At 33.9% G+C, this 16,015-nt stretch carries 14 protein-coding genes and 1 pseudogene; 5 read left to right on the top strand and 10 right to left on the bottom strand.

Translation table 11 applies throughout. The features are described from left to right. Window positions 1-2: 2 nt before the first annotated feature. Window positions 3-836, bottom strand: a complete 834-nt coding sequence (locus WAK64_RS09545; protein ID WP_336586733.1) for a GDSL-type esterase/lipase family protein — start codon at window positions 834-836, stop codon at window positions 3-5. Between the two features lie 1,115 nt (window positions 837-1,951). Between WAK64_RS09545 and WAK64_RS09540 the strand changes: the two genes are divergently transcribed. Further along, window positions 1,952-2,836, top strand: coding sequence for an alpha/beta hydrolase (locus WAK64_RS09540; protein ID WP_336586732.1), 885 nt, complete (start codon window positions 1,952-1,954; stop codon window positions 2,834-2,836). A gap of 116 nt (window positions 2,837-2,952) precedes the next feature. Then, window positions 2,953-3,771: a type II pantothenate kinase gene (gene coaW / locus WAK64_RS09535; RefSeq protein WP_336586731.1), complete on the top strand. Its 819-nt coding sequence runs from the start codon at window positions 2,953-2,955 to the stop codon at window positions 3,769-3,771. A gap of 411 nt (window positions 3,772-4,182) precedes the next feature. Here the strand turns inward: coaW and WAK64_RS09530 are convergent, their stop codons facing one another. Further along, window positions 4,183-5,025 (bottom strand): DegV family protein, encoded by an 843-nt coding sequence (locus WAK64_RS09530; protein WP_336586730.1) that lies wholly within the window; start codon window positions 5,023-5,025, stop codon window positions 4,183-4,185. 274 nt (window positions 5,026-5,299) lie between these two features. Then, entirely contained in the window at window positions 5,300-5,968 is a 669-nt protein-coding gene (locus WAK64_RS09525; protein WP_336586729.1) for an SOS response-associated peptidase, read from the bottom strand. Window positions 5,969-6,168: 200 nt separating this feature from the next. Here WAK64_RS09525 and trhA point away from each other — a divergent pair, with 200 nt between their 5' ends. Then, window positions 6,169-6,804, top strand: coding sequence for a PAQR family membrane homeostasis protein TrhA (trhA, locus tag WAK64_RS09520; RefSeq protein WP_336586728.1), 636 nt, complete (start codon window positions 6,169-6,171; stop codon window positions 6,802-6,804). Window positions 6,805-7,095: 291 nt separating this feature from the next. On the opposite strand, the gene WAK64_RS09515 is transcribed toward trhA, so the two are convergent. The 3 genes and pseudogenes from WAK64_RS09515 to WAK64_RS09505 all read right to left on the bottom strand — a co-directional run bounded on the left by WAK64_RS09515 (window position 7,096) and on the right by WAK64_RS09505 (window position 9,600). Further along, window positions 7,096-7,809, bottom strand: a complete 714-nt coding sequence (locus tag WAK64_RS09515) for a lysophospholipid acyltransferase family protein (RefSeq protein ID WP_336586727.1) — start codon at window positions 7,807-7,809, stop codon at window positions 7,096-7,098. 271 nt (window positions 7,810-8,080) lie between these two features. Continuing rightward, the gene (locus WAK64_RS09510) at window positions 8,081-8,620 is read right to left on the bottom strand and encodes a DJ-1/PfpI family protein (RefSeq protein WP_336586726.1); all 540 of its coding nucleotides are present in this window, start codon (window positions 8,618-8,620) and stop codon (window positions 8,081-8,083) included. 345 nt (window positions 8,621-8,965) lie between these two features. Continuing rightward, a pseudogene (locus tag WAK64_RS09505) lies at window positions 8,966-9,600 on the bottom strand (FMN-dependent NADH-azoreductase). A 205-nt stretch (window positions 9,601-9,805) separates the two neighbouring features. Here WAK64_RS09505 and WAK64_RS09500 point away from each other — a divergent pair. Together WAK64_RS09500 and WAK64_RS09495 are read left to right on the top strand one after the other, a co-directional pair. Beyond that, the gene (locus WAK64_RS09500) at window positions 9,806-10,246 is read left to right on the top strand and encodes a helix-turn-helix transcriptional regulator (RefSeq protein ID WP_336586725.1); all 441 of its coding nucleotides are present in this window, start codon (window positions 9,806-9,808) and stop codon (window positions 10,244-10,246) included. A 15-nt stretch (window positions 10,247-10,261) separates the two neighbouring features. After that, the gene (locus WAK64_RS09495) at window positions 10,262-10,741 is read left to right on the top strand and encodes a WYL domain-containing protein (protein WP_336586724.1); all 480 of its coding nucleotides are present in this window, start codon (window positions 10,262-10,264) and stop codon (window positions 10,739-10,741) included. Between the two features lie 245 nt (window positions 10,742-10,986). On the opposite strand, the gene WAK64_RS09490 is transcribed toward WAK64_RS09495, so the two are convergent. The 4 genes from WAK64_RS09490 to WAK64_RS09475 form a co-directional block, all read right to left on the bottom strand. After that, on the bottom strand, window positions 10,987-12,072 hold the full coding sequence (locus WAK64_RS09490) for a DUF4179 domain-containing protein (RefSeq protein ID WP_336586723.1): 1,086 nt from the start codon (window positions 12,070-12,072) through the stop codon (window positions 10,987-10,989). Next, window positions 12,065-12,583: a sigma-70 family RNA polymerase sigma factor gene (locus WAK64_RS09485; RefSeq protein ID WP_336586722.1), complete on the bottom strand. Its 519-nt coding sequence runs from the start codon at window positions 12,581-12,583 to the stop codon at window positions 12,065-12,067. Before WAK64_RS09485 ends, WAK64_RS09490 begins: the two co-directional genes overlap by 8 nt. Before the next feature lie 525 nt (window positions 12,584-13,108). Beyond that, window positions 13,109-15,082, bottom strand: a complete 1,974-nt coding sequence (locus WAK64_RS09480; protein WP_336586721.1) for an ABC transporter permease — start codon at window positions 15,080-15,082, stop codon at window positions 13,109-13,111. Then, window positions 15,072-15,836: an ABC transporter ATP-binding protein gene (locus WAK64_RS09475; protein ID WP_336586720.1), complete on the bottom strand. Its 765-nt coding sequence runs from the start codon at window positions 15,834-15,836 to the stop codon at window positions 15,072-15,074. The genes WAK64_RS09480 and WAK64_RS09475 overlap by 11 nt, the downstream gene beginning before the upstream one ends. Between the last annotated feature and the right edge of the window lie 179 nt (window positions 15,837-16,015).

Genomic DNA, 16,015 nt, shown 5'->3' with positions numbered 1-16,015 from the left:
ATTTACTCCTCATTTTTGATCAGACTATTTTCAATTAATGTTTCAAATCTATTCCCCTTTGATAAAAACTCAAACACTCTCTCACTAATTCGTTGGTATCCAAGGTCATTAGGATGAAAAAAGTCATCTGATAGCAATTTCTCTTCTATGTTCATAAAAAGGTCAGCGATATTAACAAAGAACGCATTTTCAACAGAATTAATTACTGTTCGTTCACTAACAGCATTCCAGTCTTTTAAAATACTTTCTGTTTCCGGAACCTTTGAGAAAAGGAACAAAAAAGGATTATAAATCCCAATTAATACAATTCCGGCATCTTGATTAATATGTCTAATTTTTGTTAAAACCGTTGTTAATCGTTCCTGATAAAGAGAGGATTCAGTTGAAAATAATTCTAATGTTAAGGAAGTAAAATTTCTTTTAATAACAGACATTAAATCATTTCCACCGATGGTAATCATGACAATATCCGCCATTTCTATTTCTTCTCGAACACTTGAGTCTTCTAGCTGCTTAAGTAAGCCTGATGTTTTCAGCCCTTTTTTTCCTAAATTTATAAATTCCGTACTTTTTATCTCCTTTAAGCTATTAAATGATTGCGTTAAATGTGGAATATATCCTCCACTATTCGTGCTATCTCCAATTCCTTGGGTTAGCGAATCACCGATTGAAACGACTTTTAACTCCCTAGGAAAAAAATTAGCGGGAATTTCTTGCTTTGGAAGTAAACTAACTTGTTTTGTAGTCAGAAATGCGTTTGCTTGATTAGATGAACATCCTGTTAAAAACAGGATTATGACAACTTGAACCATCCATTTCTTCAAAATTTTACTCACACTTTCTCTGCCATTCTTAGGATGAATTGAATACTGACATGAAATAACATGAATGTAGCATAATCGATTATAACAAGTGCACAATAGCTCTCATTATTTCATTTAAAGCTGTCGTTTACATACGTAGGATAAACGAGAACCTTCTTTACTATATTGTGTAATACATTGAGGTATTATATAAAAAATCTCTTATTTTTTATAATTTCCTTTCATAATCAGGAATCGTTTGTCCCCTCCTTTACCAACCAAAAGCTACATCAACCTCATTCAACCAATCTCACAATAAGGTCATTTCATTATAGAGATCAAAAATATTTTCAAAGTGAGATTCTATATATTCATTCGATTTATATGCTATTATTCATAGTTTATGAAAAATATGGGAAAAGGGACTAAGTCTTTGTAAGCAAAAAGCAGCAAATTTTATATTAAGGAATGTTGTATATATTTAATACATCTAAGTACGTCTATCCATTCTAAGGTTTCCATACCATTCGATGGCTATTTTGATCACATGTAAGGGTGACCTGACTTCCTCAATTTTTTTCTTGTGTATTTCCACTGATATTCGGGCATCATGAATGGCATCTTTTATTGGTGCATCAACTTTTTTTACCTCTATGCTTCTATCTAGAGTAAGGGTGCTAATGGTGACCATTGCCCATCACTTTCATCTTATTTTATCTTTTTTTGAATCCACTTTGAGAGGAATGTTCAACATCCTACTATTTCTTTCTTTAACCTATTAAACATCTCCACCTACCCCCTTTATGAAAAGGACATAAGATTATCATGTTGAGTTTACAACTAAGCCCTTTGTCATAATCGCTAGTCTTTCTTTACGAATAACCGTTTGAAAGGTTTCATTTGCGTCCTTCGATATCCGCTTCATTTTGGTAAATAAAAATATAACGTAATGAAGGAAATACCGTTATATTTCTAACCATCCATACCGTATTCTAATTACTTACAGTAACTCTATATTATCCCTTTTTCACTAGTGCTTGTATAATTTCTGCTGTAAAATGATTGATATGGTCTTTCTATAGTGGTGACTTAATTCTCTACTTTCAGTTAGTTGAATGGATCAGCAAACAATGAAATGAGGTACTTGTATGGAAGAAAAATTTTTGTCGATAGATAACTATCGTGTAAGATGCAATGTTTGGGGAGAAAATATTTTGCCAACCATCGTTTGTTTACACGGATTAGGAAATACAAGTTTGAGCTTCATAGAAATAAGTGAAGCTTTAAAAAAAGAATATAAAATAATTTCTATTGATCTTCCTGGACATGGTAAAAGTGATAAGTTTACAACAGAAAAAGAATATGAAATGGTAAATATGACGAAATGGTTGTATACCATCATAAACAAACTGAATGTAGAAAAGTGTTACTTATTAGCACATTCATATGGAGCAGATATCGCCCTTCATTTTATGAAAGAGTATGGGTTTATGGTTATCAAGACATTATTAATTGATGGAGGCTATACAACGAAAGATGATTTTTATAAAATTGTTGATGAATTAGCAAATAAACCTGGATGGAAATGGCCAAACATCAACAATGTGGAGAAGGAAATTCAATATACAACAGAATCCTTTCATACATTTGAATATTCAAATTTTGAAGCCTTTCTCCATGAAGAAGCTCAATCAAATCGAAATTGGTCTCATAATAAAAAAAGAGCATCGATGGATTACGTTAAAGAGATTAATGGGAAAGTGAAGCTTATCGTTGATGCAGAAGTAGTAAGTTCAGTAATAAAGTCTATGGCCAACTCCCCAGTTAAACAAATTTATAGAGAGTTAGAAGATAATATATTGTTATTAGTGGCTACATTACCAAAAGAGTTTACGATCATTAATGATACATTATTGGAAGATGTGAAAAATAACTCTAAAATTGTAGTCAAAAAAATTGAAGATACTACTCATATGTTACATTGGGACGATACTGAAACGGTTATTGAAGAAATTAAAAAGTTTTTTTATTGAAACATGAAAAACTTTTTGCACAAATAAGTAATAACTTACACTTTCAGATGCTTGGACCTATAATAATCAAACATCATCTTGGAAAGTGAACCATTCCAAGAAACGGAGAGATACAAATGAATTATTCTAGCATTGGCATTGATGCCGGTGGAACACTTGTCAAAATGGCGACTCTAGAAAATAGCATCATGGAAAAAAGAACCTTCCCTTCCTCACAGATGAACGAGGTTGTTAATTGGCTTTCCGAGTATGCTCCAACTGCAGAAATCTGTGTCACTGGCGGAAAGCATCAATTACTAGCCAAACAAATAATGAAGCCTGTAACATCAATCGTCGAGTTTGATGCTACTTGCAAAGGGGTACAACTTTTAGCCCGCCAAAATAATCTCTTACTAGAAAAACAATTTATTTTAGCAAATATCGGAACAGGAACATCGATTCATCATATAGTTGATGGAAAACAAGAGAGAATCGGAGGAACTGGTGTTGGTGGAGGAACCTTAATGGGCCTAGCCTATTTATTATCCGGAATAGCTGATTATAACCAACTTGTACAAACAGCTGCAAAAGGAAAGAGAGATGGTGTTGATATTACAGTAAAGGATATTTTCGAAGGAATAACTCCCCCTATTCCAGAAAATCTTACAGCAAGTAACTTCGGAAATGTTCATCGCTTTATGGATAGAAAACCGTCAGAGCCTGATATACTGGCTTCCATTATAGGGCTCATTGCAGAGACGGTCGTCACCATTTGTTGTCAGGCAGCCCATCGTTTTGATACAAACTCTATCGTATACATAGGTTCAACCTTTCGTTCAAACCTACTCTTAAAAGAAATGATTGAAGAATACACGATTATGAAAGAAAAGAAACCAATCTTTTTGGAAGATGGCGAATTCAGTGGAGCTGTAGGAGCATTGCTAACTCTTCCTTGAATGAATCTTTTAGTTTCTCACATAGATTACAAGTTGTAGGTTTTATAAATAACCCTTAAAAAATATTTTGAACTGATACCCGCTTTATTGCATGATTAATTGAAAATACCTGGAAGGAAGGCCCTTGTAAACAACCTAGTCGAAACTAGCTTTTCTATGCTGAAATGCTTGCCGATGCTTTTTTGTTAAAACCTTAAAGGAACTCCCTATTACATACCAACTTATAGATGTGAAACATAAACAGCTCAGGTTTTTGCTACTTTCTAATCAGCCGAGGTGTCCTTTTCCAATCAACATTAACCCATATCCAATTAATCTTCCCAATGGCTGCCTCAGAAGGTTCTCTTTGGATTAAGCGTCACCCCATTTCCTACTCACTAATAAAAAAAGCTGTCTCCTCTATGGAAACAGCTATTCTGCGTAGTATTCAAACCCAATCGCGCCAACTCCGGTATGAGTTGAAATGACGGGCGTCGTTTCTTCAATCTCAAAAGAATCAAAGCCCGTTTCTTTTATGATTTTATCTTTTAACATTTTGGCTAGTTCAAGTCCATCTGCATGGCAAAGTCCAATTTTCTTTAACGTTTTTCCTTGAATATCTTCTGATAACTGTTTGACTAGAAATTTCACTACTTGCGAATGACTTCTAACTTTTGTGACTGGCGTATATTCAGCACCTTCTAAAGAGGCAATTGGTTTAATGTTTAATAGTGAGCCGAGTAATGCTTTTCCCTTTCCAATTCTTCCACCTTTAACGAGGTTGTCAAGTGTGTCCACAACAACAAATAGTTTTGTAGCAGCTCTAACTTCAGCTAATCTATTTACTATTCCTTCTACATCTTTTCCTTCCTTACTCATGTCGGCTGCTTCCATTACTTGAAATGCTAGTCCTTTTGAAATGAATAAAGAATCAATAACCGTGACATTACTATTACTCATGTCAGCTGCACTTTGTGCTGAACGAACGGTTCCACTCATTTTCCCCGTCATATGTATGGAAATAATATGACTTCCGTCCTTGCCAAGCTCATCATATAGCTCTAAAAAGGTGCCGACTGGGGGTTGAGAACTCTTAGGTAATTCAGGCGATTTTTTCATTTTTTCAATAAAGTCTTTTGGCGTAATATCGACACGATCTAAATAATTCTCACCATCAACAGAGAGTGATAGTGGAACGACGTGTATATTATTTTCGGCTATTTCCTTTTCTGATAAGTCAGCGGTTGAATCTGTTACTATTTTTATTTTAGTCATGATTACACATCCTTACTATATACCATTCAACCCTATTATAACGATAATTATTTCTGTTGTGAACTACCACAAGAGTCACCCATTGCAAAAACATCATAGTGCTATTATTTTAGAATAATAGAGTACATATATCTTGCTCTTAAAAATAACTGTTCTTTATTCTATAATTAGAAAAAAACAAACGAAGTGTTTCAATAGTATCGTCCATCCTAGGCATACGAAGTAACGGCTCCTATTGATAAGTCTACTTTTAACGTGATAGAACTCCTATACATTATGTAAACATTTGCTTAATACATTCTTCATTATTATTTTGACTGCTATTCACGATATTGGACACTCTGTAAAACTCCATTTTCTCATCTTCTAGTGGAGTCAATAAAGAAGAAACTTGGTCAAAAGGAATATTCACATTTAACCAATTAAGAATCTTATCTTTTGTATCTAGGATAACGGGCATTCGATCATGTATCGGTTGAACTACATCATTTGCCTTCGTAGTAATAATAGTCCCCATCGAATGTTTTTGTCCGTGCTCCTCTCTCGCATCCCATAATCCGGCAAAAGCGAAGGGTTCTCCATTTTCCAATTGAAAACGATAAGGTATTCTTTCTTTGCCCTTTCGTTTCCACTCAAAAAAACTATCTGCCATAAAAACACAACGCCTTTTATCGACTAATGATTTAAAGCTTACTTTTGTTGAAAGTGTTTCACCCCTTGCATTAATCATTGGTTTTGGTGCCGCTCCCTTTGGAGACCACTTTGGGATAAGTCCCCAATGAAGAGGACCAGCTCTTACTTTTGAATTGTAATAAATAGCACTTAATACCTTTTGTCCTGGCGCTACATTATAGCTGATTTCCCACTCTGTACTCCATTCATCAATTGTTATAAGTTGACTCCATTCCTCAGGTGGGATAGTAATTGTATACCTTCCACACATTTCGATTTACCCCCTATTGTAGATTCATTTTATTAATATTATAAGATTAGTTTACATCTCTATCCCCTTCTGCTCTAAAAGCAGGAAATAAATTATGAATAGGGAAAGTTAGCTTTAAGAAAATTTTTCAGCATAGTATTTGCAGATTTTTTGGGAATAACATAGAATAATTAATAACTGTACTTTAAGGGGGACTTTGTTTGTCAACCTACGATCAAATTCATTGGAAGGAAGAAATCGCCAACGCTATTACCCATGGAATTGGATTTCTTCTAAGCATCCCAGCCTTAGTTATACTCATTATCTTTGCCGTTGAAAAAGGAACGGCATGGCACGTCGTCAGCTTTACAGTGTTTGGCGTTTCGATGCTACTTCTGTACTTATTCTCAACCATGCTTCACAGCTTTAAACCTTCTCCAGTAAAACGACTTTTTGCTATTTTAGATCATTCTGCAATTTACGTTTTAATTGCTGGAACGTATACACCATTTGTATTAGTTAGTATCAGAGGTCCTTTAGGTTGGACGATTTTTGGTATTGTATGGGGATTAGCCTTGACAGGTATTGTTTTCAAATGCTATTTTATCGACCGATATAATGTCATCTCAACGCTTTTCTATTTATTAATGGGTTGGCTCATTATTATTGCCATTAAGCCAATATATTTAAGTTTAACAGGGACAGGTTTTGCCCTATTGTTAACAGGTGGGATTTCATACTCCATCGGGGCTATATTTTACATTTGGGATAAACTCCCATACAATCATGCGATTTGGCATTTATTCGTTCTGGCTGGAAGTGGGTTTATGTATTTTTGTGTATTATTTTATGTATAGAGCGAGGAGGTAAAAATTACTCTCGTTTCTTATGTAGCGAACGAAAAAAGAGCGTCTTCTTACGTAGGAGGTCGCTCTTTAGTTTATAACATATACCATTGAAATGGCTCCTATTCAAAATATCTTTATAATACTTCTACATCATTATATATTATCCTCTACCATTCACATTTTTCTTTTTGTTCTGCTTATCTCGAAAGAAAGTGGATAACGAAAAGAATCTATTCACGTTAAAACCATCGTATAAAAAATGGGAACCCTACTAAAATAGGTCCCCATTTTTTATTAGTTTTATAGTGCTTGTATCATTGCTTCTCGAATTTCCGATAAAATAACCTTACTATCTGTTTCGACTACTTTTTCTTTTGAAAAAGGCGGGAGTATTTCAATTGTAATTTGTGAAGGCTTTAGCCCCTTTGGTCCGTTTTCATAGATATCGGCTGTTCCTTTAATAACAATTGGGACAATCGGAACGTTTGCATCTTTTGCTAGACGTGTTCCACCAGCTTTAAATTCGCCAATTTGTCCACCTTTACTACGTGTTCCTTCAGGAAAAATAACCATCGATCGACCACTGTTTAACAGTTGGCTGCCTTGACGTAATGCTTTCACAGATTGCCTTCGATCTTTACGATCAATAAAGACACAGTCAAGAACTTCCATCCAATCGCGAATTAAAGGAACTTTTTTGACTTCAACTTTTGAAATAAAGCCAAATGGCTTAGGAATATAACCCATCAAGGTTGGAATATCAAAATTCCCTTCATGATTACTGACGAAAAGAACGGCCCCTTCGGGTAAATGTTCTTCTCCTATAACTGTAATAGTAGAGCCGGTATTATCAATGACTCTTTTTGCCCATGCCTTAGCGTATTTATGAGCAGACTGACTTTTTTCTTCCTCGTTTAAAGTAACTGATTTTTTTATTTTTCTTAAGGTTGGAATACTAAAAACGAGTGAAAAACATAAATAAAAAAATAAATAAACAATACGAATCAGTGCCATTTCTTTTCCTCCTATATCGAATACCTTCAATATTATACAGGAAACGACAGAAACTATGAAATAATTATTACCACTTATCTCATAGATTACTTGTATCATCAGTTATTTTAAAATAACGTTTGACCTTGTTATTTGAACTAGAGGGAGAATTTCAGTAAACTGTTTTCTAAAAGATTGTTGCCATTGACTATAAAAAATGACGTACACGAATTTTAGGTATACGCCATTTCACTTATTTAGTTGCAAAGCCAATTCTATAATGGTCACTTTATTATTCTCTATACCAATTATCATCAAAGTTTAGATTTAATGCTTTTCCGAAGCACACTCCAAATTTAATAAACCCCCGTCCTCTTCCTGTTATTATCTTCCCATCTTGAACAACCAGTTCATCCGAATAGTTTTCTTGTTCAAAGACTCCTGATTTTTCTCTAGCTTCCTCCGTCATCCCAACCGTATATTTTTTCCCTTTTAATATCCCAGCCTTTGCAAGTAAATAAGGTGAACTTGAGATACTTCCAATGACAGTTGCTTTCCTTTCAACCTCAGCTATAAAGTCTAGTAAAGCTTTTTCCTTTTCTAATGCAAAAATATCCATACAGCCTGTTAATAAAAGGCTATCTATCTCTTCCATGTTTATCTCATCAACAGTAGTGTCGGGTATGCAAGTTAGGCCTGCTTCTCCTCGGATAGGCTGGATACTTCCCCCGACCGTAATGACAGGCTTTCCAGCTTGCATTAAAATGGACAATGCAACACTTAACTCATACTCACTATACTGAGGGTATAATAGAACGGCTGTTTTTTTCATTTCTCTCAAGCTCCCATATGATTAGAATTGTCATTTAACAAAACATGCTTATTCTTTATGACTGTCTGACTGTTGAATAAGAACATGCTGTTAAGGATTATTTTCGCATAAATTAGAAAAATTTAGAAGTCAAAAGATCTCGCTTAATTTCACAGTGCCATTAATAAAACACGAAATGAATGAATCCAAAAACAAATTCAGTTTTCAATTCTAGGTTGCTTATCATTTATTCATTATTGCTTTTTCACAAGAATACGACTATTTGACATTTGCTAGTCTATCAAAATGGGTACTATCTACTCTGTGGAGAAAGAGAATGCTTAATTAAATCGGAAAATAGATTTTTTATTCTATTTGTAAGTTTGCTGCTACTTCATGTGCTTTTTTTATCGTTGCTTGTTTTACTTCTTCCGCTTTCTCAGGTCCCATAGCTGTACCTTCAGCGATAATACTAGCTACATCCGTTACCCCTAAATAACCTAAAACCGTTTTTAATAGACTATTAGCATGTTCCCAACCTGTCTTTGAACTATCAGAATAGATGGAACCTGAAGCTAAAATATGAACACCTTTTTTCCCTTTCAATAATCCGACTGTTCCAGTTTCAGTTGACTTAATAGTGATACCTTTGTATCAATGTATGCTTTTAGAACTGCTGGAAAGCTAAAATTCCACATTGGCGTTACAAATACATAGCCGTCTGCTTCAGCAATTTGTCCGGCTAATTCATTGATGCGACCTACTTTAACTTGTTGTTCGTTTGTTAATGACCGAAAACTTTCTCCTGCACCTAACTTACCCCATGCACTAAATACATCAGCATCAAGTATAGGTATATCTTCTTTATATAGGTCTAGTTTAACGATTTCTACATCTGGATTCTTTCTTTCATAAATTGCTAAAAACTCTTTTCCTACTTGAAGACTTACAGAATTCTCTTCGGCTAATGGATGTGCTGTAATATACAATATTTTTCTCATTGATTTCATACCCTCTCATAATCTAATTTTGCCCGTACTTTTACCTTTGATTGCTTACGTAATAATAGCTAAAATTGATCTACATGTAATCCGGAATTAAAACTTTTTTCCTCCTCCTGAAATTTATTAATGCAAAGCACAAATTCAACTTACCATACCTAATATGACACCTATATGACATAATGAATAAAAAAGAGGTGGTTTTTTGAAAATTGAACGACTAATCGCTTTAATCATGCTTTTGTTAGAAAGAGAAGTAGTTCCCACTAGCGAGCTAACTGAAAAGTTAGAAGTTAGCAGAAGAACCATCTTTAGAGATATAGACACCTTGAATATGGCAGGGTTACCTATTGTGACTACAAGAGGTTCAAAAGGTGGAGTAAGCTTGATGAAGACATATAAAGTTGATAATAAATTATTTACGCCAAAAGATGTACACAGCTTAATCACTAGCTTGAAAAGTTATTATCAATTATTAGAGAACAAAGATATTGCAAATATGTTGACCAAATTGGAAAGTATGACGGAAGGAAATGAGTTATTAAAACAAAATGACCATAAGGAATTTTTTTCTGTAGATTTAGAACTTAATCAAGGAAATCGCTCATTAAAAAGTCTGCTTAAAGTGATTGAAAAAGCAATGTAGGATAAACAATATTTATTGTTTGATTATATGGATAAAGATGGTGAAGCGAGCGTTCGTAAAGTTGAACCTTATAAAGTAATTTTTAAAGAAAGTAGCTGGTACTTACAAGCCTTCAGTCTAGAGCGAAATGATTATCGAACGTTCAAGCTAGCCCGTATGAGTCAGGTTCGGCTTTCAGAAAACGTTTTTATTCCGAAGAATTTTGAAGCATTACCTATGAATGGTTCAGATTGGATGACTAAAGATACAAAACAAGTCACGATTAAAATTGATAAATCCATTAAAGATAAGGTTATTGAACGATTCGGAGAAGAATATATTATAGCCGACAATGGAAATGAATATATAGCAAAATATTCAATCGTAGATAATAAACATGGATATAATGTACTTCTTAAATTTGGTGATAAGTGTGAAATTATTGAGCCGCAAAGTGTCAGAGAAAATTTCGAGAAATACTTACAAAGCATTTTATATAAATATAGTGATGATTAGTGTTTGAGGACTCAATAGTGTGGCTTTCCCAAAACTAGACAAGAAGATTTATTATTTCTATTTTACCATTTCGTTAAAGCCTCACAGGGCTCTTATAGTCATCACAACTACTTTCTATTTCAGAGTAACGACAAGAAGAATACCAAAAAACGGAGAGATAAATGACTGTGGTCGTTTATCTCTCCGTTTCTTAACGTTTTTCAAAAAATTAATGAACATCCAATGATTAAATTCTAATTCTCAATCTATTCCTTATCTATCAATGGGACCTCGATGCCTTCTCCAACTTCAAGGACAACATTTGAGCGATCTTTAATTGGTGCAAAGACCATTATAAATTCTCCTAGTTCCCTTTCTACTTCACCCTTACTGAAGTTTGGATCGATTCTTTCCCCACTAGCATTTAGGAATACACCAGACTTCCCTTCCGCAACGTGATAGCCAGAGCCTGGATTAATTTGTCTGGCATTTAAGAATTGAAGCTCTAGCTTACTCTTCATTGGTACTTTATTTCCTTCATCATCGGTATAGAACATGTCTGAGCCTTTAATCTCAAGCCTTGTTTCGAGCTCAGAAAATTCTACTCTTTCAATAGTGTATGTTTCATTTTCAAATGTGAATTTTTTATTTAATTCAACAATTTCACTATCTGTGATATAAGATTTGTCCAAGTTAAATTCGACTGGCCATACCGTCTTAATTTCACCCATCCCATTATTATCCCAAATTGTGATGTCTTCAATTTCTAAGCGAATATTTTCTCCTTCATGTTTTTTGATTGAATCAATTGATAGTGCTTTTGCTACTCTATTTTCTTCTTTATTGTAATGCCTGCTTCCCCAACCAACATTATCGAGCTCTTTCCTTTCTCCATCTTCTGAAATTAAATAAATTTTACTGGTACCTTCAAAAATATCTATATAGTAGTTTTCTAAGTCTGTCGTATCACTTTCATAGGTTATTAACAGTTTCGTCTCAGAATTATCAGTCATAACACTTTCAAAATGAATGGTAATATCATTTTGTTTGTCATAGTATGTTTGACTAATAGCTTGTCCATGCCCATCCTTTAAAGCATCTTTTAAGCCTGGATCATCAATGTATTTACTTACAAAGATTTTATTATATGCCTCTTTAATCGCTGCTCCTACGGGAGTAAAGGTTATTGCCGAGAAGGCGAGCAAACAGGCTGCGGCGGTGATTGAAAGTCTTTTAAACATTATACGGTTGCCTCCAAGCTCTTTTTTCGACTGTTTAACACCAAGCTTTACTCGATCGTGTAAAGCTTTTGGAATCTTTATTTTTTCTACTTCTCTTTTAAAGTTATTCATGAAAATCTGCCTCCTTAAATTCCTTTCGAAGTTTATGGATCGTACGATATAGCACTGATTTCACTGTTCCTAAAGGTAAATTTACTAACTCGGATATTTCCTTAAAAGTATACTCTTCATAATACTTTAACATCACGATACTTCTCTCAAGATCAGTCAACTTATCTAGAAACTCTTGCAATGTAATCGATAGAGGCACATCTTCGTCCTCAATGCCAATCTGTTCATGATACTCTGGCTTCAAATAAACCATTTTTTTATTCTTTTGAGTTATGTTAATTGAACAAGTAATGGTAATTTTCATTAACCATGTTTTTAAATACTCTGGATTTTTTAATGTATCAATTTTGTTGAACGCACGATATGCTACTTCCTGAACGACATCTAATGCATCATTTTCATTTTTCACATACACAAAAGCCATCCGATAAATATCCTCTTCATATTTCTTAAAAAGTTTTAAAAAAGCTCGTTCATCTCTCTTTTGGGCTTTTTTTACTAATTGAATCATAAAGTACTACCCTTCCTTTTTTGCGTCTTCTATTTATTAGACAAACAACGTTGTAAAATGGCTTAATTTTTTTGAAAAAAATTTTTTCCAGTCTCTATTTGTAAACTTTCCTACTAATTGCTCATTTAAGAACAACTCGTTTACTAAGGAACCCGTTTATTAGCTAGATTCTCTTAGTAAGCAGAAAAAAGAACTTCTACTATTATAGAAGTTCTTTTTTCTGCTTACTATACTAATGCTCACTTTGGATAACTTTATGCTTTTATTCCACCGATTTTTAGAAGTTATCCTCTAGCTGGATATTCTTTTACAATGTGAATGTTATTTGTTATTAAATGACTTTACTTCAACAATCTCATTGTATTTTAGTAGATGCCTTTCATAGTAGAGTTCATATAAAGTTGTGTATTTCTGAAACCACAAATACGCATAACAAAGCCCTACTAACGGATGATTCAAAACATGCAACAATAAAGTAGGTTAAACCTTTTCTCCTTAGAAAAAATCTATTCTTCATTGTCCATTTCAATTACTTCCACCCTTACTTAGTAAATTAAAAAACATTTTCTTTCGAGAATATAAATAAAACCCAATTTGGATTATATGGTAAACACCTGCTACTATGAAGAAGTGTAATAGTAACTCAGGATTGTCCATAACCCCTCCAATGTCCGTTGCCATCGCAACTAAATAAAGGAAAGCTAAAGTCGTTCCAACAATGGTCGGAATAAAGTATATGGTTGTTATTTCCTTTGAAATAATGTTCTTGATTTCCTTAGAGGTAATTCCTATATTATTCAATTTTTTATATTTCTCCTTTTCCTTCTCAACATTAGAGAAAAGGTTCAAATATAAGAGGATAAACGAGCCGAAGAAAAAAATAACACTTAATATAGTTGTTACAAAAAACAATATCCCATTAGAACTTTTATTACGATTATAATCACCAACTTTTGATGAAATTTGAAATAAGAATTGTTCAGACGTGTTCTCAACACGAAGATCAGTAAGTGGCGGGGATTTTTCATTAGAGCTACTAAATTTTCCAGCTAGTTTTTCGACAACATCGGTGGTCTCTTCCCAATTTTCAACATTAATAAAATGAAGATTTGAATCAAAGCCATCTAAGGTATTTTTTAGTTGCTCGTATTGAGAATTATCTACAATAAAAAAATCATGTAAATTGCTTACGAAATTAATATTTTTCTCAACAATTATTTCCTTTAGTGTATAAGTTGGATTACCATCAATGAGTGGAAAGCCATTAATCGGGTAATTTTCATCTCCATCCGTGTTATTGGGATCATCATTAATATAATATAGAAATTCCTCACCCTTCAGGTCCCACTTACTGGAAGTTAACTTATTAAATTGATCTAGTGACATAAAATGATAGTCATTCGTCCAGCTACTATACGCTTGATTTTGATAGTAGGAATAGATTGGGATCACCAGATGTTTTTGCATGGGGTTATCCTTTTGGTCAACAATTGAATAAAGCTCTTCTTTATGTAAGTTATTTTTATTTTCTGTCTGCAAAAAGGCAAGATCATAAGGATTTCCTTTAATTGCTTCCTTTTCAGCAGACATATATGTAAATAAATTTATCGTGCTATACAAAATAGTCACCATTATCATCACAGTGACGAGCATAAGAATGGATGTCAGCTGTTTGAATTTATAATCCAGACTAGTTAGAAACAGGATTCTGCGGTAATAGTAGGATTGGTTCTTTTTAGCGATTTCAATGAAGAAACTAGTAAACTGATAAATGGTCATGTACAACCCTATCAATGTCACGATTGTCCAAAATAGTAGGAATTCCCCACCGATAATCGGATCTGAATACGTATAATATAGACCTAAAATAGAGCAGATAACAATGGCTACTCCTATTCCACCCATTAGTGGACTCTTCAACTTGATTAATTCTGCAGCCTTGTCGCTTTTTAAACTTACAACAACATTTCTTTTGAGTACGACGAAGAGTGATCTCCCAACTGCAATGATAAAAACAACTAAGAATATCATTATCGTATAGAGGAACATTTGGCTATTTAGATGAAATGAAATTCCTTGTATTCCAACACTATGTATTAAGAGTAAGAAGAAAAGTCGCGAAAAGATACTTCCTACAAGAATACCAGAAACTAGAGATGCAAAGGCAATTATGCCATTCTCCAACAATAACATTTTTCCTATGTCACGATTAGACATCCCTAAAGTCATAAGAAGTCCAAACTCACTTTTCCTTCGTTTAATAAAATTGCTGTGGGCATAACTAATAAAAAATACGGTAAATACAATTAAGGCAACACCCGGAACTGTTAATACATATTGGATTGACTCCGTCTTTTTCACCTGAACAACTTGCTGGTTAAAATATACGGTCGAAAATATAAAGAAAAACATCACGGCAAAACTATTGCATAAATAGTAAAAAAGATACTTTTTGTAATGAGCCTTTGCCATTTTCAAAACGATTTGATTAAAAGACATCCGTTCTTCCTCCCAAGATAGCGAGGTTATCCATAATTTGATTTAAAAATTCTTTTCTATTTCCTTTCCTCACAATCTGTGAATGAATAGAGCCATCTTTTATAAAGACAACTTTCCTGCAATAACTTGCTGCAAATACATCATGGGTAACAAGAAGGACTGTTGCCGAAAGTTCCTCAACTACTCTTTCAAAGCACTCCATTATGGCAGTTGTTGCTTTTGAATCCAAATTCCCTGTCGGTTCATCAGCGAAAATAATACTAGGGTCATTTACTAACGCTCGACTAACAGCCGTTCGTTGCTGCTGTCCACCAGATATATGATAAGGGTATTTATTCAGAATAGGTTCAATTTCGAAAAGATCGGCAAGGTAATGAGCTTTTTCTTCCATCTCTGATACATTTTTCTTTTCCAACACCATTGGTAGAATCATGTTTTCTTTTACAGTCAAACTATCCAAAAGGTTAAAGTCCTGAAATACAAAACCTAATTGCTTTCGACGATACAGCGCTAATTCATCAACTGACATCTCACTAATCTCTTTTTCCATGATGATCACTTTACCTGAAGTCGGCTTATCAATTCCGCTCAATAAATTAAGCAAGGTTGTTTTACCGCTCCCAGATGGGCCCATAATTGCTATAAACTCGCCCTTAGTGATTGCAAGGCTTACTTGACTCAATGCTGTCGTGGTGTCTTCTCTATTTGAATCTCCATATATTTTATCAAGATTTACCGCTTTCAATATTTCCATTCCCTTTCCCCCTCTACTAACTGAAAATAAATAGTTAAACTTTAAAATAGTATACTTCTACTACTACAAACGAGCGTGCTATAAGGTTTATTAAGTGAAATTACACTGTTCCATTTACCGAACAGTGATTAAATACTAGGAAATAATTCTTTAATAATCAGCCATTTTTAAAACTCGTA

Origin of the sequence: Bacillus spongiae (assembly GCF_037120725.1) — a bacterium.
Lineage (GTDB): Bacteria > Bacillota > Bacilli > Bacillales > Bacillaceae_K > Bacillus_CI > Bacillus_CI spongiae.
This window is presented reverse-complemented; position numbering and strand designations above follow the sequence as displayed.